This is a genomic window from Peribacillus sp. FSL R5-0717 (genome assembly GCF_038002945.1).
GTDB classification, from domain to species: Bacteria; Bacillota; Bacilli; order Bacillales; family DSM-1321; genus Peribacillus; species Peribacillus frigoritolerans.
Genome location: NZ_JBBOOF010000001.1, coordinates 3,365,641 through 3,381,407 on the forward strand (window position 1 = coordinate 3,365,641; position 15,767 = coordinate 3,381,407).

21 protein-coding genes are annotated in these 15,767 nt (G+C 42.0%); 13 read left to right on the forward strand and 8 right to left on the reverse strand.

The window, feature by feature from the left end; genetic code table 11:
- Positions 1 to 78: 78 nt before the first annotated feature.
- The gene (cidR, locus tag NYE65_RS16220) at positions 79 to 960 is read right to left on the reverse strand and encodes a cidABC operon transcriptional activator CidR (protein ID WP_328176573.1); all 882 of its coding nucleotides are present in this window, start codon (positions 958 to 960) and stop codon (positions 79 to 81) included.
- A gap of 159 nt (positions 961 to 1,119) precedes the next feature.
- Positions 1,120 to 1,593 carry a universal stress protein gene (locus NYE65_RS16225; RefSeq protein ID WP_328134204.1) on the reverse strand — a complete coding sequence of 158 codons (474 nt, stop codon included), beginning with the start codon at positions 1,591 to 1,593 and terminating at the stop codon, positions 1,120 to 1,122.
- Between the two features lie 118 nt (positions 1,594 to 1,711).
- Here NYE65_RS16225 and NYE65_RS16230 point away from each other — a divergent pair, with 118 nt between their 5' ends.
- The 5 genes from NYE65_RS16230 to NYE65_RS16250 all read left to right on the forward strand — a co-directional run bounded on the left by NYE65_RS16230 (position 1,712) and on the right by NYE65_RS16250 (position 7,053).
- Positions 1,712 to 2,107, forward strand: a complete 396-nt coding sequence (locus tag NYE65_RS16230) for a MerR family transcriptional regulator (RefSeq protein WP_328176572.1) — start codon at positions 1,712 to 1,714, stop codon at positions 2,105 to 2,107.
- Between the two features lie 73 nt (positions 2,108 to 2,180).
- Positions 2,181 to 2,948: a 3-hydroxyacyl-CoA dehydrogenase gene (locus tag NYE65_RS16235; protein WP_340861251.1), complete on the forward strand. Its 768-nt coding sequence runs from the start codon at positions 2,181 to 2,183 to the stop codon at positions 2,946 to 2,948.
- A 70-nt stretch (positions 2,949 to 3,018) separates the two neighbouring features.
- On the forward strand, positions 3,019 to 4,164 hold the full coding sequence (locus NYE65_RS16240; RefSeq protein ID WP_328176570.1) for an acyl-CoA dehydrogenase family protein: 1,146 nt from the start codon (positions 3,019 to 3,021) through the stop codon (positions 4,162 to 4,164).
- Between the two features lie 25 nt (positions 4,165 to 4,189).
- Positions 4,190 to 5,341: a thiolase family protein gene (locus NYE65_RS16245; RefSeq protein WP_340861252.1), complete on the forward strand. Its 1,152-nt coding sequence runs from the start codon at positions 4,190 to 4,192 to the stop codon at positions 5,339 to 5,341.
- Between the two features lie 131 nt (positions 5,342 to 5,472).
- On the forward strand, positions 5,473 to 7,053 hold the full coding sequence (locus tag NYE65_RS16250) for a fatty acid--CoA ligase (RefSeq protein WP_340861253.1): 1,581 nt from the start codon (positions 5,473 to 5,475) through the stop codon (positions 7,051 to 7,053).
- Between the two features lie 349 nt (positions 7,054 to 7,402).
- Here the strand turns inward: NYE65_RS16250 and NYE65_RS16255 are convergent, their stop codons facing one another.
- From NYE65_RS16255 to NYE65_RS16265, 3 genes are all read right to left on the reverse strand, one after another.
- Complete coding sequence (locus NYE65_RS16255) at positions 7,403 to 7,585, reverse strand: YfhD family protein (RefSeq protein ID WP_034306455.1); 183 nt, start codon at positions 7,583 to 7,585, stop codon at positions 7,403 to 7,405.
- A 109-nt stretch (positions 7,586 to 7,694) separates the two neighbouring features.
- Complete coding sequence (locus NYE65_RS16260; RefSeq protein WP_081088510.1) at positions 7,695 to 7,817, reverse strand: YfhE family protein; 123 nt, start codon at positions 7,815 to 7,817, stop codon at positions 7,695 to 7,697.
- A gap of 52 nt (positions 7,818 to 7,869) precedes the next feature.
- Positions 7,870 to 8,790, reverse strand: coding sequence for a TIGR01777 family oxidoreductase (locus NYE65_RS16265; protein ID WP_057278744.1), 921 nt, complete (start codon positions 8,788 to 8,790; stop codon positions 7,870 to 7,872).
- A gap of 126 nt (positions 8,791 to 8,916) precedes the next feature.
- Here NYE65_RS16265 and recX point away from each other — a divergent pair, with 126 nt between their 5' ends.
- Both recX and NYE65_RS16275 read left to right on the forward strand, forming a co-directional pair.
- Positions 8,917 to 9,714 carry a recombination regulator RecX gene (gene recX / locus NYE65_RS16270; RefSeq protein ID WP_323602302.1) on the forward strand — a complete coding sequence of 266 codons (798 nt, stop codon included), beginning with the start codon at positions 8,917 to 8,919 and terminating at the stop codon, positions 9,712 to 9,714.
- 76 nt (positions 9,715 to 9,790) lie between these two features.
- A complete protein-coding gene (locus NYE65_RS16275) occupies positions 9,791 to 10,102 on the forward strand; it encodes a YfhH family protein (RefSeq protein WP_034305394.1) in 312 nt (103 codons plus the stop codon).
- 41 nt (positions 10,103 to 10,143) lie between these two features.
- Here NYE65_RS16275 and NYE65_RS16280 read toward each other — a convergent pair whose 3' ends face one another.
- Positions 10,144 to 10,299 (reverse strand): small, acid-soluble spore protein K, encoded by a 156-nt coding sequence (locus NYE65_RS16280; protein WP_034305387.1) that lies wholly within the window; start codon positions 10,297 to 10,299, stop codon positions 10,144 to 10,146.
- Positions 10,300 to 10,412: 113 nt separating this feature from the next.
- On the opposite strand from NYE65_RS16280, the gene NYE65_RS16285 reads away from it, so the two are divergent.
- The gene (locus NYE65_RS16285; RefSeq protein WP_034305384.1) at positions 10,413 to 10,679 is read left to right on the forward strand and encodes a YfhJ family protein; all 267 of its coding nucleotides are present in this window, start codon (positions 10,413 to 10,415) and stop codon (positions 10,677 to 10,679) included.
- Between the two features lie 49 nt (positions 10,680 to 10,728).
- Here NYE65_RS16285 and NYE65_RS16290 read toward each other — a convergent pair whose 3' ends face one another.
- Positions 10,729 to 11,706, reverse strand: a complete 978-nt coding sequence (locus NYE65_RS16290) for a metal-dependent hydrolase (RefSeq protein WP_340861254.1) — start codon at positions 11,704 to 11,706, stop codon at positions 10,729 to 10,731.
- 208 nt (positions 11,707 to 11,914) lie between these two features.
- Here NYE65_RS16290 and mutY point away from each other — a divergent pair, with 208 nt between their 5' ends.
- Positions 11,915 to 13,030 (forward strand): A/G-specific adenine glycosylase, encoded by a 1,116-nt coding sequence (mutY, locus tag NYE65_RS16295; protein WP_340861255.1) that lies wholly within the window; start codon positions 11,915 to 11,917, stop codon positions 13,028 to 13,030.
- 95 nt (positions 13,031 to 13,125) lie between these two features.
- On the opposite strand, the gene NYE65_RS16300 is transcribed toward mutY, so the two are convergent.
- Complete coding sequence (locus tag NYE65_RS16300; protein WP_034305377.1) at positions 13,126 to 13,350, reverse strand: hypothetical protein; 225 nt, start codon at positions 13,348 to 13,350, stop codon at positions 13,126 to 13,128.
- Between the two features lie 67 nt (positions 13,351 to 13,417).
- On the opposite strand from NYE65_RS16300, the gene fabL reads away from it, so the two are divergent.
- The 4 genes from fabL (at position 13,418) to ntdP (ending at position 15,707) form a co-directional block, all read left to right on the forward strand.
- Positions 13,418 to 14,167: an enoyl-[acyl-carrier-protein] reductase FabL gene (gene fabL / locus NYE65_RS16305; RefSeq protein WP_340861256.1), complete on the forward strand. Its 750-nt coding sequence runs from the start codon at positions 13,418 to 13,420 to the stop codon at positions 14,165 to 14,167.
- A gap of 81 nt (positions 14,168 to 14,248) precedes the next feature.
- On the forward strand, positions 14,249 to 14,527 hold the full coding sequence (locus tag NYE65_RS16310) for a gamma-type small acid-soluble spore protein (RefSeq protein ID WP_063592108.1): 279 nt from the start codon (positions 14,249 to 14,251) through the stop codon (positions 14,525 to 14,527).
- A 161-nt stretch (positions 14,528 to 14,688) separates the two neighbouring features.
- Entirely contained in the window at positions 14,689 to 14,943 is a 255-nt protein-coding gene (locus NYE65_RS16315; protein WP_048685443.1) for a YgaB family protein, read from the forward strand.
- A 233-nt stretch (positions 14,944 to 15,176) separates the two neighbouring features.
- A complete protein-coding gene (gene ntdP, locus NYE65_RS16320) occupies positions 15,177 to 15,707 on the forward strand; it encodes a nucleoside tri-diphosphate phosphatase (RefSeq protein WP_048685440.1) in 531 nt (176 codons plus the stop codon).
- The last annotated feature ends 60 nt before the right edge of the window (positions 15,708 to 15,767 follow it).

Genomic DNA, 15,767 nt, shown 5'->3' on the forward strand with positions numbered 1-15,767 from the left:
TTGTAAAATGGTTAGATGTTATCGCGTGCATAACCCAAATCTATGATAGTGCTTTCACCAATCATGCTGGATAATCCACTACTTATGGGACAATGCTTCCCTAGTATATTTCAGCCATTCTTTTGCAGCGTATGAAAGGTAATGGTCCTTACTCCATATAAATCCTAAATTCCAGCTAATGGAGGGGTTTCTAACCTTGATTGTCTTTACGCGTTCATCATGACGGCATAAGCTTTCCGGTAACAGAGCAACGCCAAGTTTACAGTAAACCATTTCCTCAATAAAATCCCAGCGTGAGCTTTCAGTTACGATATGTGGAGTAAAACCAGCTTCATTACAGGATGAAACGATGAGATCTCGAAGGACGTAATCTTTATTAAATAAGATGAAAGATTCATTTTCCAAGTCGGCCAAATCAATTTCTTCCCCACAAGCATGGGGATGGGAGGGATGAACTATCAAGTTGATGTCTTCTTCCAAAAAAGCAAAATGGTGAAAAAGGGCGTTGTTGGTTGGCAGGACTATTACGCCTATATCGATTAAATCATTTTGGACGGATTCTTCTATTTTCTTTGAACCATCCTCTACTAATTGAAAGGTGATATTGGGATAGTCCTGGTGAAAACGGCTAAGAATTCGGGGGAAGAAAGAAGCGTCGATGATCGGCGGCAGCCCGATGCGTATATGTCCCTTTTTTAAACCTAATAAATTGTCCATTTCCGTTTCTAAATTGTGAAAGGCCTTATCGATCAATTTTGCCTGGTCTAAGACAACCCTGCCTGCATCGGTCAAGATCAGTTGCTTACGTGAACGATCAAAAAGCTCAACACCTAGCTCGGTTTCTAGGTTTTTAATCATCTTGCTGATGGTCGGCTGTGTAATGAATAAATGATCGGCAGCCCGAGTGAAGCTATTGAAATTGGCAACCTCTATAAAGTATTGCAAATGTTTAATATCCATTGCGTCACCTGTTATCCTCGTTTGAAATTAGTTTCATTTTACCCGTAAACGGAAGTGTTTGTAAAACATGATAAGTTTGGAGTTCATGCACGCATAAATAAACTGGATTCCAAAGGGGAACCCAGCCTATGAAGGGGCTGGCCATATCTGCCGTAAATTTCATTTGACCAACAAGACAGGAACTGGAGAATGTTGAACGATATAGTGGCTCACGCTGCCCAGGAATTCCTTGAAGCCGCTCAATCCGCGGCTGCCCATGATAATAAGGTCACAATTCTCGGATTTTGCATGTTCCAATAAAGTCGTGATGGCTGAACCTTCTACGACAAATGTTTGGGATGCATTCGGGATTTCGGATAAAAGGGCTTCCGCTTTTTTAATCACTTCCTTGCCATACTTAAGCATGGATTCTTCAATTTCCTGAAAAGCACTGCCATATATATTTGGCTTGATTGGCAGTGTAACAGCGTGAAGCACCTGGATTTCGATAGCGGGATCCAGCTTTGCTAATTCAATCGCTTTTTCTAAAGACTTAAGTGCCAACTCAGATTCATCATAAGCAACTAATATTTTTGAACATAGCATTGATCGATCATTCCCTTCTATAAAAAGAATATACCCATAGTATATCAATATAAATCTTCCATGCAGATTCATATATTATAAATTTTGTGAATATTTCATTGAAGTTTACGTTAACGTTAATGTTAGAATAAAGGTAAATAATCCCTTTGCAAAGTGTGGTTTTAACATGTACACCATTTCTGAGTTAGCAAAAGAATTCGAATTGACGACAAGGACCCTCCGTTATTATGAGGAACTGGGTATGCTTAGGCCAATGCGTACCGAAACGGGAAAAAGAGTTTATGGAAAGAAAGAATATGCACAGCTCAAAATCATAATGCGCGGTAAGAAGTATGGTTTTTCTTTAGTGGAAATAAAGGATATAGTCCTTTTATTCGATAAGGATAGGACAGGCATTAAGCAATTGGAAAAAACGATTGAAACTGCAGGACAGAAGTTAAACGAACTTAATGAACGAATTAAAGAGCTGGATGGGTTGAAGCAGGATTTTGAACAGGTAATCAAAGGCTTTACCGAAACCCTTCATGAGTTGAAAATGAACGATAAAACAGGCAAGCTGTGAAATTAATCTTGAAAATAGGTTTTGATGATAGTGAAAGATGAATATATATTCTAGAAACAGATGGGGTGAGAATTTGGAAATTCAAGAAACCATTGCAGTTGTGACAGGCGGGGCTTCAGGTCTGGGAGCGGCGACAGTAAGAAACATCATTAAAAAAGGTGGAAAAGCGGTCATATTCGACCTCTCGGAAGAAAATGGCGCTAAAATGGCTCAGGAGTTGGGCGATTCGGTCCTGTTTATTAAAACGGATGTAACTAGTGAAGATAGCGTATCTGTAGCATTGGATGAAGGATTAAAAAAATTCGGTAGCATCAATACTGTCATCAACTGTGCAGGCATTGCCATTGCAGAGAAGGTCATAGGCAGGAAAGGCATCCATGAATTGAAAGCGTTCTCAAAAGTCGTGCAAATCAATTTGATCGGTACATTTAACGTAATCCGGCTTGCGGCTGAAAAAATGGTCGAAAATGAACCGAATCAAGAGGGGGAGCGTGGAGTCATCATCAATACAGCTTCGGTCGCTGCCTTTGAAGGACAAATCGGACAAGCCGCATATAGTGCCTCCAAGGGAGGGATTGTCGGTATGACTCTGCCAATCGCAAGGGAGCTTGCCATCAAAGGGATACGTGTCGTATCGATTGCACCGGGTCTATTCCATACACCGATGTTCGATTCATTACCTGAAGAAGCCAGGACGTCATTAGGGAAAACCGTGCCATTCCCATCAAGGCTCGGGTATCCAGAAGAGTACGCTAAACTAACGGAAAGCATCATAACGAATCCAATGCTGAATGGGGAAACAATCAGACTGGATGGGGCCATTAGAATGTCACCAAGGTAAGTTGTCAATCAAACCATTGTAAATCTAGAAAAAGAGCCTCCGACAAAGGAATGGAGAGGAGATAAAACAGATGAAGCATCCGTACCTAAGTGAAGAACATGAAATTTTCCGTATGTCCTTCCGAAAGTTTTTAGAGAAAGAAGCAGTTCCCCACTATGAACGTTGGGAAGAAGAGAGGATCATTCCCCGGTCTTTTTGGGTGAAAATGGGGGAACAGGGTTTTTTATGTCCGGACCTTGAAGAAGATTATGGGGGTTCCGGGGTAGATTGGGGCTTTGCCGTTATCATTAATGAAGAATTGGAAAGGGTTGGTTCTGGGTTCATTGGTTTCGGACTTCACAGTGATATCACCGTACCGTATATTTCCGCCTACGGAAATGAGTCGCAGAAACAGCGCTGGCTTCGAAAATGTACGACAGGGGAAATCATTACAGCCATTGCCATGACAGAGCCTGGTACAGGTTCGGATTTGGCCAATATTAAAACGACTGCCATTTTGGATGGAGATCATTACATATTAAATGGTCAAAAGACATTCATCACAAATGGCATTCATTCGGATTTGATCATTGTTGCCTGTAAAACGGATCCCAGTGCCGTTCCGAAACATAAAGGCGTTAGCTTAGTCGTGGTCGAAAGGGATACACCCGGATTTTCCAGGGGGAGAAAACTGAGGAAACTTGGCTTGCACAGTCAGGATACAGCAGAACTCATCTTCGAGGATTGCCGTGTTCCAAAGGAAAACCTGCTTGGTGAAGAAGGCAAGGGGTTTATTTATTTAATGGAAAAACTGCAGCAGGAACGCCTTGTGGTGGCAATTTGTGCTCAAACCGCGTCTGAGGATATGCTGGCCGATACGATTGAGTATGTGAAGGGCAGGGAAGCGTTCGGAAAGTCTGTAAGTCAGTTTCAAAATACTCAATTCAAAATCGCGGAAATGGCTACGGAGATAAAAATGGGGCGTGCTTTCCTAGATCAATTGATCACCAAACATATGGCTGGTGAACAGGTTGTAACGGAAGTTTCGATGGCGAAATGGCGTTTGACGGAGACTGCCAGAAAAATATCCATTGAATGCATGCAGCTCCATGGCGGCTATGGATATATGGAGGAATACAAAATTGCCAGAAGGTATCGGGATGTTCCGGTAGCAAGCATCTATGCCGGCACAAATGAAATCATGAAGAAAATCATCGCTAAGAATCTGGGCCTATAGTAAAGATGAGAAGGGAAGAGAGTATATGCGGGAAGTGGTTATCGTTGAAGGAATTCGCACGCCGGTAGGCAGAAGGAACGGTGTCTTGAAAGACGTTCGCCCTGATGATCTGGCAGGGGAAGTATTGAAGAAGCTGATTGAAAAGGCGGGCATCGATCCTGCTATTGTCGATGATGTCATTTTAGGTTGTGTTTCACAGTCGGGCGAACAGGCCGGTGATATAGCAAGGGTTGCCGCACTGATAGCCGGATTTCCGATTGAAGTGCCGGGAACGACGATTGACCGTCAATGCGGATCAAGTCAGCAGGCAGTCCATTTTGCTTCCCAGGCCATCCTGTCGGGGGATATGGATGTGGTAGTGGCAGGTGGAGTGGAAAACATGTCACGAGTTCCCATGGGGTCAAATCTTCAAGGTGCTGTAATAAGCCCAAAGTATATGGACCTTTACGAGGTGATCAACCAAGGTTTATCAGCTGAAAGAATCGCAGACAAGTGGGGAATAACACGTGAAGATTGTGATCGGTTTTCCGTTGAAAGTCATGCCAAGGCAATACTTGCTCAAAAAGAAGGACATTTTAACCGTGAAATGATATCAGTAATGGGTACTGATAAAGAAGGAAATCAAATCGAAGTTACGGAAGATCAAGGCCCAAGGGGCGGAACTACGCTTGAAGTGCTGGCTGGATTGAAACCGGTATTTCAAGAAGGAGGTTTAATCCATGCAGGGAATTCTAGTCAGATCAGTGACGGTGCTGCCGCTTTATTATTGATGGAACGCAGTAAAGCAGAAGAACTTGGATTGAAACCGCGCTTTAAAGTGCATACACGGGTTGTTGTCGGGTCGGATCCCACCCTGATGCTAACGGGACCGATTCCCGCCACCCAAAAAGCTTTGGAAAAAGCGGGTCTTACAATTGATGATATCGATATCTTTGAAGTGAACGAGGCTTTCGCTCCTGTACCGATTGCATGGCTAAAAGAAACGGGGGCAGACCCAAAGAAGCTGAATCCAAATGGCGGGGCAATTGCATTGGGGCATCCTCTTGGCGGCAGCGGGGCCCGTTTGATGGTGTCCATGATCCATGAATTAGAAAGGACGGGCGGCCGTTATGGGCTGCAAACAATGTGTGAAGGCCACGGCATGGCGAATGCCACCATCATTGAAAGAATGGACTGAAGATGGACTATCCATTTATGAATATTCGTAATTCGCACGAAAGTAAAAGCTGAAAAAGGGATGAAGTCGACCATCGGCAGGCTTTGCTGAATTCTTCCTGTTGATGGTGGTTACTTGAGGAGGAGAATGATTTGTCAGTAACGATTAAAAATATCTTTGATCAGACGGTTCAGAAATTCCCCATTAAAGAAGCTATCTACGACGTGAGAAGAAATATCCGCTATACGTACATCCAATGGAATGAACAGGTGAATAGGTTGGCGGCGGCCCTTCAAGCGGAAGGGGTGCGAAAAGGTGACAGGGTATCTACGTACCTTTACAACAATGAAGAGCTTGCAACAGCGTTCTTTGCCTGTGCAAAAATCGGTGCAATCTTCAATCCGATCAACTTCCGTTTAATGCCGGAAGAGTTGGCCTTCATTTTGAATGACGCTGCTCCAAAGGTCGTTCTATTCGAACGCGAATTGGAAACGAACGTCGCCGCGGTTGAAAAGCGATTTCCGGAAACGGCCTTCTGGTATATTGATGAGGATGTGCCTGGGTATGCCAAAGGTTACCGCCAAAAATTGGCCAGTATCTCCTCAAAGCCAGATGAAGTCGAAGTTCACGAAGATGACATTTATGCCATCATGTATACGAGCGGAACTACCGGACGTCCCAAAGGGGTCATTCACCTTCATGAAGACATGGTCAAACAAGCCGAGATTTTAATAGAGGCCATGAAGTATGAACGCTCTGATATCGGTTTGATTACAGCACCGATGTTTCATTGTGCTGAATTGCACTGCTCTTTTTTACCTCGTGTACAGGTCGGTGCAGCTAATGTCATATTACATCAGTTTCATCCCAAAAAGGTCATGGAACTGATTGAATCCGAGGGGGTCACGAAGTTTTTTGCTGCACCTACGATGTGGAACATGCTCATTCAGGAAAAATTGGAGGAGTATAAATTCCAGAGCTTGAAGTTAGGGCTTTATGGAGCAGCCCCGATGGCTCCATCCCTTGTACGTGCCTGTCAGGAGAAACTCGGCATCCAGTTCATCCAGGCCTATGGAATGACTGAAATGGGGCCGGCCATAACTCTCCTATTGGAGGAAGATCAAATTAGGAAAGCGGGTTCTGCCGGCAAGGCATGTTCCGAACATGAAATCATCATTGCCCGTCCGAATGACGAAGGGCCATCAGATCCCGAGGATATGCTGGAACCTGGGGAAACAGGGGAAATCCTTGTAAAGGGTCCGTGTATCATGCAGGGTTACTTTCAAAAAGATAGAGAGACCGAAAAGGCGCTTTACAAAGGCTGGTACCATTCCGGTGACATCGGTTTCCTAGATGAAGATGGATATCTGTGGGTCAAGGACCGTGTGGACGACATGATTATTTCTGGAGGGGAAAATATTTATCCGCGTGAAGTGGAAGATACACTATATGAGCATCAAGGAGTTCTCGACTGTGCGGTACTTGGTCAGCCAGATGATCAATGGGGGGAAACGGTAACGGCATTCATCGTAGCCAAAGACCCAATGCTTGCCGAAAGCGATTTAGAAACTTGGTGTAAGAACAGTAATAGTTTGGCGAACTATAAACGTCCAAGGAGATATATCTTCTGTAATGAGCTGCCTCGGAACGCAAGTGGGAAGATACAAAAGTTCTTGCTTCGTAAACAGTTGGAAGAAAATGTTGATGGCAAAGGTTTGGGGAACCTTCTTTAAATGCCGGGGTCAGCAGCCGATGAAATACCAAGATAGGGTTTAGAATTGCTGTAAAAAGATTTGGATAAATTATTTAATAAATAATAACCTTGTGGAACAAATGAAGGAGAGAGAATAGTTATCCACAACGAAAATGTAGCGTGGTTAGCCCAACCTCTCCTTTATCCACATAATCCACAGGGTTATCCAGAAATAACATTATTTTCATGTTGATAAGGTGAGTTAATGGACTTATTTTTTGTCAGTATTTTCAGAATATATCCACAATATACACAGGGTTGTGGATAAGCTATGTAAATAAGGAGGACCAAGGGGCTAACTTTCAGCCCCTTGGATTGGTTTATTCTGCTTATCGGCGATTATGAGCACGGCGGTCAGCCGCATTTGCACGGGCTTGTGCCTCGATATCTTCCTGGTCAGCCAGTTCGGAAGAATATTCAACGTCAAGTCCGTCACTTTTCAGGTTTTTGGGAACCTGAGGAAGTTTCTGTTTGTTCTTATCTCGATTATGGTGTATGTTATTTCGTCCCATGTTATCGCCCCCTGGAATATAAAATAAGCTGGAGATGAATTTCACTAATCATCTCCAGCTTATTTTGTGTTGAGTGGCTGTTCAAAATGTAAGGGAAAAAACTCCAAACCTAACGACGGGATTTCTTCTCGGTATATCCACCAGCTCGATCTGCTTTTTTAAATTCGCGAGCATAAAGAATCGCTTGTGTACTAGTTAAGTTACTTTTTTCTTTATCGTGTTTTTTGAGCAATTAGATCATCTCCATTCACTTAATATCCCTATTTTTTCCTAAAATGACCCTTTCATACGTGGGAATCTTCTTTTAAGATATTTTGTAAGGCTTCTTTAAGGGTTGGAAAGGAGAAGGTGAATCCTTCTTCTTTAAGTTTAGTGGGAAGGACATTTTGCCCTTCAAGTACAAGGATGCTCATTTCCCCCAACAATTTCTTGAGGAAGAAAGGGGGGACAGTTAACCAATGGGGCCGGTGCAGGACAGTTCCTATCGTTTTTCCGAATGTATCCATCTGGACGGGATTCGGTGCCGTAAAATTGACTGGACCTTCTATCCTAGCATCATTCATGCTAAAGATGATTGCACGGACCGCGTCATGGATATGAATCCAGGAAAGCCACTGATTCCCTTTGCCAATCTTTCCTCCGCCAAATAGTTTATAGGGGAAGGCCATCATTGGCAGTGCTCCGTCTTTTTCTCCAAGAATCACCCCGAATCTTGTTAAGATTAACCTTTTACTGTAAGAGCGTGATTTAGCCGCTTCCTTTTCCCATAGTTGAACAGTACGGGCCAAGAAATCATCACCAATGGATTCAGAGGTTTCGGTAAAGGTCTCATCATCCGAAATACCATAATATCCGATTGCACTTGCATTAATGATGACGGACACTTTGGAGGGCAGTATGGAAATGATCCGGTTCATCTCTTTGGAAGCCTCGATCCTGCTTTCAACAATCCGGCGCTTTCGTTCAGGTGTCCAACGGCCGCTGTTCAGAGATTCACCAGCAAGGTTAATGAACACATCGAGCCCCTCCAAGTGCATTTCCGGCGTTGCCTCCTCGGTCAACCAGCCGATATATGTCAAATTAGTCTGTTTCTTAAATTTTTCGGGATGACGGGTCAAAATATATATATCATGATTTTCTTTTGATAATTCATCAATTAGGGCTGTGCCGACAAAACCGCTTCCTCCAGCAATGGCTATTTTCATGAAAACCACTTCCTTTCCCTGTCTTTCCTTCACTTTAACATGCCCATGTTCTTTTTTCATTTTTTGGCATGCTATATATAGAAATGGTAAACGTAAAGGGGTAAAGTAGGTGTGGGGGGTGGATTTATGCCAAACATAACAAAAATAACAACCCAAAAGAAACGTAAAGATCGTTATAACATCTTCGTTGACGAAAAATATGCCTTCAGTGTAGACGAAGAAGTGCTATTGAAATTTCAGTTGAAAAAGGGTATGGAACTTGATGACCTGCTTTTGGCCGAAATACAATTCCATGATGAAATCCAAAAAGCATTTACCGATGCACTTAATTATTTATCATACCGGATGCGCTCGGAATCGGAAATTCGCCTTTATTTAAAAAAGAAGGAAACGGAAGAGCCGATCATTAAGGAAGCGATACATAAACTATACAGTTTTAACTATTTAGACGACCTTGAATTTTCCAAGGCTTACGTGCGGACCCATGTGAATGGAGGGAATAAAGGGCCCACTACCCTTAAGCTTGAGCTTAAGGAAAAAGGGGTGCAAGATAAGTTGATTGTCGAGGCATTGAAGGAATACCCTTATGACATTCAAATTGAACATGCAAGGAATCTGGCTGGAAAAGCGGTCAAAAAGGAAAAAAACATTTCCGAACGAGCCTTAAGGCTGAAGGTTGAACAAACCTTGTTACGGAAAGGTTTCCCAAGAGATATCATCCATGAAGCACTTGAAGATGTGACGGTGGAAAAGGATGAGGATGAACAATGGGATTCCCTTTGCCACCATGCCGAAAAAATGCAACGCCGATATAAAAACCATGAAGGCTTTGAATATGAACAAAAAATGAAGCAGGCATTATACCGAAAAGGTTTTCCAATAGAATTGATTGAGCGTTATCTTTCCAATCCTGATGGTGATTAAGTGCATCAATAGCCAAATCACAAAATTTTGTTTAATATAGAAGTAAATTAATTATTTCATTTGAGGAGTCATATATATGAGCGACGTAAGATACAGCAAGCTGTCTGCCTATGAACTGCAACAGGAAATCGCAGCGTTGACTGAAAAAGCGAGAAAAGCAGAGCAATTGGGAATGGTTAATGAATATTCAGTATTGGAACGAAAAGTGACGATGGCCAAGGCCTATTTGTTAAATCCTGATGATTTCAAAAAAGGTGAAATATATCAAATTGACGGAGATCCCGGTGTCTATTTCAAAATTGATTATATGAACGGCGTATTCGCTTGGGGTTACCGCTTGGGCGGTAGCGGTAAGGAAGAAGCACTCCCGATTTCAATGCTGAAATAAAAAGGAACCGGGGAAGTACCCGGTTCCTTCTGATGTACCTTTTAATTCGATCGCTCGTTTGAAGCTTTCATTCTTTCTTGAGGGTGTGTATTAATACTTCCATCTGCACGCTTTGAAGCATATCTTGCCTTTGCACGAGGCTCGCCTTGGAATTTGTTATTGTTTTGGTTGGGGAATCCTTTTTGTTTATTTCGCAAATTTTTTCTCCTCCAAGCATCAGATTAAGAAAGAAGCGTTTCCGCTTACAACTAGTATGGGTATGGGACAGTATAGTTCATTCTGTAAAAATATTGGCAATGAGGTGGTTCTAATGAATGATTACCATGAAAGATTAACCAAGATACTGCTTGAGAAAAATGAACACATCACGTATGAGCAAGCTTTGACTTGGGTGGAATTATTATGGGAAGATTTCGAAGCGACCTATGCAAAGGCTGGGCATGAATATGCCGGTGAAGAAATGACATCGCGCGTTGTAAGGACCTGGATTGATAACTACGGTGAGCAATTCCACGAATTCATTGCAAAGAACCCTAAATATCAGCAGTTATTAAATCAGCAGAATCGACTGCATTAAAAAAGCTGATTCCAGAGGAGTTCCCTGGAATCAGCTCTTTTTCAATATACTATAAAATAATATTCAATTTCTTCTGCAGCTTCGCTTCACTAAAGATCCAGCCGGTATAAGAATTCAAGATATTTAATTCGCTGTCTAAATGGACCACTGCCACAAACGGGTAATATCCATTGCTGCGATATCTTAGATCGATAAAACGGACTTCGTAATATTCTTTTATCTGTTCGATTTCGAATCGGTAAACCGGAGAAAAGGACAGAAAGGCTGCCAAGTTGATATCCTTCTTGGCGGCTTCGAGAATTTCACTTTCAGGCAATGGCACCCGATCGAACGTATCAAGAATCTTCACATATCCATTATCGGCTCGTGCCACATAATAATTCTTTTCGGTAATCACCGCAATTTTCCAGCGGTGAAAACGCATCGTCGGTGATAAAAGAATTTTCCTTGCTCCAGGAATTTGCTGTTTGACCACTCTTTTTATAAAAGCTTGTTCCCTGAACCTGGAAATGTAATAAATGACGAGTATCCCGTAAATGGAAAGAAATAAATAGCCTGGAGGAAATCCGAAGCCCCATAATATCAGGCCTGCAACATGTATTCCAAAAATGAATGGATCGAATGTATTGATGACCCCTAAAGCTACCCATTTTGACGAAATCGGCCTAAGAGCCTGGGTCCCATAAGCATTGAATATATCCACGAATACGTGAAGGAATACGGCTAAAAAGGTCCAAAGCCAAAGATGAAGGTAATGTGCTTCAGGTATGATGGCGAAAATTGCTCCGCTGATAATCAAGGGCCAAAGTAAAACAGCGGGAATGGAATGCGTGATTCCACGGTGGTTACGTATATATACAGCGTTATTCCTTAATTTTAAAACGGTGTCAATGTCCGGAGCTTGTGATCCCAATATCGTACCTGCTATGACTGCACTTGCAGTAACTGGGCTCTGCGCAATGACGGGATCTAATGTGGCAAGACCTCCAAGAGCAATTCCCATGACAAAGTGAGTACCTGTATCCAAAAAACTAACCTCCCTGCCACAATTTGAAAAAAATGGTCTTCTTTTATCATACCGTATTTATATATTAACCATCAAATGAATATAATTTTGATTTATTTCAAGTGACCCGTTACAAATAAATGGATATGAACATGATATTAAAAAAAGAATGGCCTACTATAGGTATTCCCAATTTTGATTAGAGTGTAACATCTTTGGAGGAACTGATGTGAAAGAAATAACGATCCCGACAATAGAAAAAATAAAAATCGATGAATTTCAAAAAGATTTGGTTTCCTGGTTTCTCGAAGAACAAAGAGAATTGCCATGGAGGGAAAATAAGGACCCTTACCGCGTTTGGGTTTCTGAAATAATGCTGCAGCAAACGAGAGTGGATACGGTGATTCCTTTTTTCAACCGGTTCATCGAATGGTTCCCGACACTCGAGGACTTTGCCAATGCAGATGAAGAGAAGGTCCTGAAAGCTTGGGAAGGGCTGGGATATTACTCGCGTGTAAGGAATCTGCATAGTGCCGTTCAGGAAGTGAAGGCATCCTACAATGGGATTGTACCGGATGATCCCGAGGAAATCTCCAAATTGAAAGGTGTCGGCCCATATACTGCCGGTGCGATTCTAAGTATCGCATACGGCAAGCCGGAGCCAGCGGTTGATGGAAACGTCATGCGTGTTTTATCAAGGATATTAATGATATATGAAGACATAGCAAAGCCAAAGACAAGAAAAACATTCGAAGCTGCAGTCAGGAAGCTGATCAATCATGAACATACCTCTGCCTTCAATCAAGCCTTGATGGAACTTGGAGCATTAATCTGCACACCTGGTAAGCCTGCCTGCCTATTATGCCCCGTTCAAAGTCATTGTCTAGCATTTGAAGCAGGGGTTCAGTCGGAATTGCCGGTAAAAATCCAAAAGAAAAAAACAAGGGATGTACCAATTGTAGCCGCCGTTTTAACGAATGAAAAAGGTGAATTTTTAATTCACAAGCGAGCGTCAGAAGGATTGCTAGCTAATCTTTGGGAATTTCCGAATTTCGAAAACCATACACCCCTCTTGCATAAGCGGGGATTCTTCGAGAGTCGTTTTAAGGAAATGTATGGAGTCAAACCGGAAATCAATGAATCACTTGTGAGAATTGAACATGTTTTCTCACATCTCGTTTGGAAAATGGACACGTATATCGGAGTGGTCAAAGAGGACATCGGTGAAGAGACGCTAAAAGAACAGCAACTTAAGTGGGTGAGTGAAGCAGAGATGGAGCAGTTGGCATTTCCGGTCTCCCACCAAAAAATGATGAAGGCGTATAAAGAAAAAGGAGTGCATTGAATAAGCGAATGAAATCGTGATATATGAATAAAAGAGGATATCCGATAAGATATCCTCTTCCTTTTGTTGATTTTCAAAGCAATATCCGTATAAAATCATTCGTAACTGGTTTTCGTTCCATGAGTATAATCGGCTTCTTGCCTGTTAAGTCCGCCTCTATTTTCAATTTCTTTGACGATTTCGCTATGGATACTCTGTCCTTCTTGGTTTAAATAAGGTACCATTTGTTGAAGGGAGTGATGAAAATAGGCAAGTTCACTATTTTCCCAATCCGATTTTTTCATCATCGACAACTCAGTCATATCACGTCCAACATACATAACAGTAACACTCCTTAAAAAATGATTTTTATTACTCGGTGTTTACTCAGAAAGGATGAATAAACGAATGGAACAAAAAGTGGCACTCGTTACAGGTAGCAGTAAAGGTTTAGGCAGAAGCACGGCAATAAGGCTTGCGGAGGAGGGTTACGACCTCGTTATTAATTATGCCCGGAGCAAGTCGAAAGCATTAGAAGTGGCAGCCGAAATTGAAGCGTTGGGGCGAAAAGCCCTTGTAGTCAAGGCAAATGTCGGTGATGTTGCGAAAGTGAAAGGCATGTTCGAGGAAATCGATGCTTATTACGGACGTTTGGATATTTTCATCAATAATGCGGCCTCTGGTGTCCAGCGTCCATTGATGGAGCTGGAGGAATCCCATTGGAACTGGACCATGGACATCAATACAAAAGCCCTCCTTTTCTGCGCACAGGAAGCGGCGAAACTAATGGAGAGGAACGGCGGGGGGAAAATCGTCAGCATCAGTTCACTAGGATCCATTCGCTATTTGAAAAATTATACAGCTGTTGGAGTTTCCAAAGCTGCGCTTGAAGCCCTGACAAGATATTTAGCGGTCGAATTGGCTGCTAAAAATATTTGTGTCAATGCCGTTTCAGGCGGTGTGATCGATACGGATGCCCTGAAGTCTTTCCCGAATCGGGATGAAATGCTTGCTGAGGCGGCAAAACAGACTCCCGCTGGACGGATGGTCGAGGTGGAAGATATGGTGAATACCATCATGTTTTTAATTTCCGATGGAGCCAGGATGATTCGTGGACAAACCGTAATAGTTGATGGAGGCATTTCATTGCTTGTTTAATGTAACTGGAAAAATTTAAATGATTTTTGTGGGATAGCACTCCGGGATAATGGTTATCTTATTATCGTGGAGGTGATATCAATGGCTAAAAACAACATGAATAAATCACAAGCAGGTACTGACGTTCAACAAGTAAGACAACAAAACGCGCAATCTCAGCAAGGCCAAGGCCAATTCGGTACAGAATTTGCTTCTGAAACTAACGTTCAAGAAGTAAGACAACAAAACGCGCAATCTCAGCAAAGAAAAGGCCAAGGTCAAGCACAAGGCCAATTCGGTACAGAGTTTGCTTCTGAAACTAACGTTCAAGAAGTGAAACAACAAAACCAAAGATCTCAAAGCAATAAAAACCAAGGCTAATTGCCGATGAAAAGCATCCTTCTTATGAAGGGTGCTTTTTTTTTGCTTTCCATTGGATTCGACAAATGTTTCGTCGTGTTTACATTTTATGTCAAAGGAGAAAGCTGATAAAAATAGAATATACATACTATAGAAAAAATACAGATTAGGAAGGTGCATTCATGGAGGAATTTAACCGGCTTATAAACAACCAGTTGAAAACGATGGATAAGCTTTTACTTTTACAATCCGAAATCGAAAGATGCCAAGATATAGAGAAGCAACTCCTTGCTCTTGAAGAGGAGAGTGAAGCGGTCACCATTCAGGAAGAGATTCAACTTAAAAAGCAGGAATTGAAAAGTATCCATGAAATGTTCGAAAAGCAAACGGAAGAAGTAATCCGTTATTTTCAGCAAGGACAGGCAGCCATACGATAAATAACCGGCTAATTTCTTAGATGAAATGGGTGGATGGTCAGACTTTTTCGACTTATTTACACATTTTCACTGGGAGATTAGCCACTTTTGTTTTAAATTTATGAATAAATCGCTATAATATAGGAATATAGGGTAAATGGAAAAAAGTATATATTTTAAATACACAAAACAACTGCAAACGGAATAGGGCACAGTACGCTGTCAGGGTGTCTATAGAAAGTAGGGAGAGATAAATGGGGATTGTTCCTGCCGAAGGAGGAAAAATCCAAATCCATAGCTATAAACATAATGGACATATCCATCGTATCTGGGAAGAGACAACCGTTTTAAAAGGGACCCAAAATCTGGTGATAGCAGCGAATGACCGTACTATGGTAACGGAATCAGATGGAAGGACCTGGATTACGAGAGAGCCGGCGATTTGCTATTTTCATTCAAAGTATTGGTTTAATGTTATTGGTATGTTGAGAGAGGACGGGGTTTATTATTATTGCAATATCAGTTCGCCGTTCACATACGATTCGGGAGCATTGAAATACATTGATTATGACCTGGACATTAAAGTATTCCCAGATATGACGTTTAATTTGCTGGATGAGGATGAATATGAAAGGCATCGGAAAGAAATGAATTACCCGGATGCCATCGATTCAATATTGAAACAGAACGTAGACTATTTGATTTATATGATACGCCAGCGAAAAGGACCATTCTCCGCAGAGTTTATTGATAGTTGGTATGAACGCTTTTTAACCTATCGATGATAGAAAAGGCCTGCTGCATAATTGGCAGGCTTTTTCATTGTGTATCTTACCTACACATCT

Bases quoted from the DNA above. Each gene is read 5' to 3' on its own strand.
- NYE65_RS16245 (WP_340861252.1), top strand. From the start codon at position 4,190: ATGCGGGAAGTGGTTATCGTTGAAGGAATTCGCACGCCGGTAGGCAGA.
- NYE65_RS16240 (WP_328176570.1), top strand. From the start codon at position 3,019: ATGAAGCATCCGTACCTAAGTGAAGAACATGAAATTTTCCGTATGTCC.
- NYE65_RS16230 (WP_328176572.1), top strand. From the start codon at position 1,712: ATGTACACCATTTCTGAGTTAGCAAAAGAATTCGAATTGACGACAAGG.
- NYE65_RS16315 (WP_048685443.1), top strand. From the start codon at position 14,689: ATGGAGGAATTTAACCGGCTTATAAACAACCAGTTGAAAACGATGGAT.
- NYE65_RS16285 (WP_034305384.1), top strand. From the start codon at position 10,413: ATGAATGATTACCATGAAAGATTAACCAAGATACTGCTTGAGAAAAAT.
- NYE65_RS16300 (WP_034305377.1), bottom strand. From the start codon at position 13,350: ATGTATGTTGGACGTGATATGACTGAGTTGTCGATGATGAAAAAATCG.
- ntdP (WP_048685440.1), top strand. From the start codon at position 15,177: ATGGGGATTGTTCCTGCCGAAGGAGGAAAAATCCAAATCCATAGCTAT.
- NYE65_RS16275 (WP_034305394.1), top strand. From the start codon at position 9,791: ATGAGCGACGTAAGATACAGCAAGCTGTCTGCCTATGAACTGCAACAG.
- NYE65_RS16255 (WP_034306455.1), bottom strand. From the start codon at position 7,585: ATGGGACGAAATAACATACACCATAATCGAGATAAGAACAAACAGAAA.
- NYE65_RS16265 (WP_057278744.1), bottom strand. From the start codon at position 8,790: ATGAAAATAGCCATTGCTGGAGGAAGCGGTTTTGTCGGCACAGCCCTA.
- recX (WP_323602302.1), top strand. From the start codon at position 8,917: ATGCCAAACATAACAAAAATAACAACCCAAAAGAAACGTAAAGATCGT.
- cidR (WP_328176573.1), bottom strand. From the start codon at position 960: ATGGATATTAAACATTTGCAATACTTTATAGAGGTTGCCAATTTCAAT.
- NYE65_RS16310 (WP_063592108.1), top strand. From the start codon at position 14,249: ATGGCTAAAAACAACATGAATAAATCACAAGCAGGTACTGACGTTCAA.
- fabL (WP_340861256.1), top strand. From the start codon at position 13,418: ATGGAACAAAAAGTGGCACTCGTTACAGGTAGCAGTAAAGGTTTAGGC.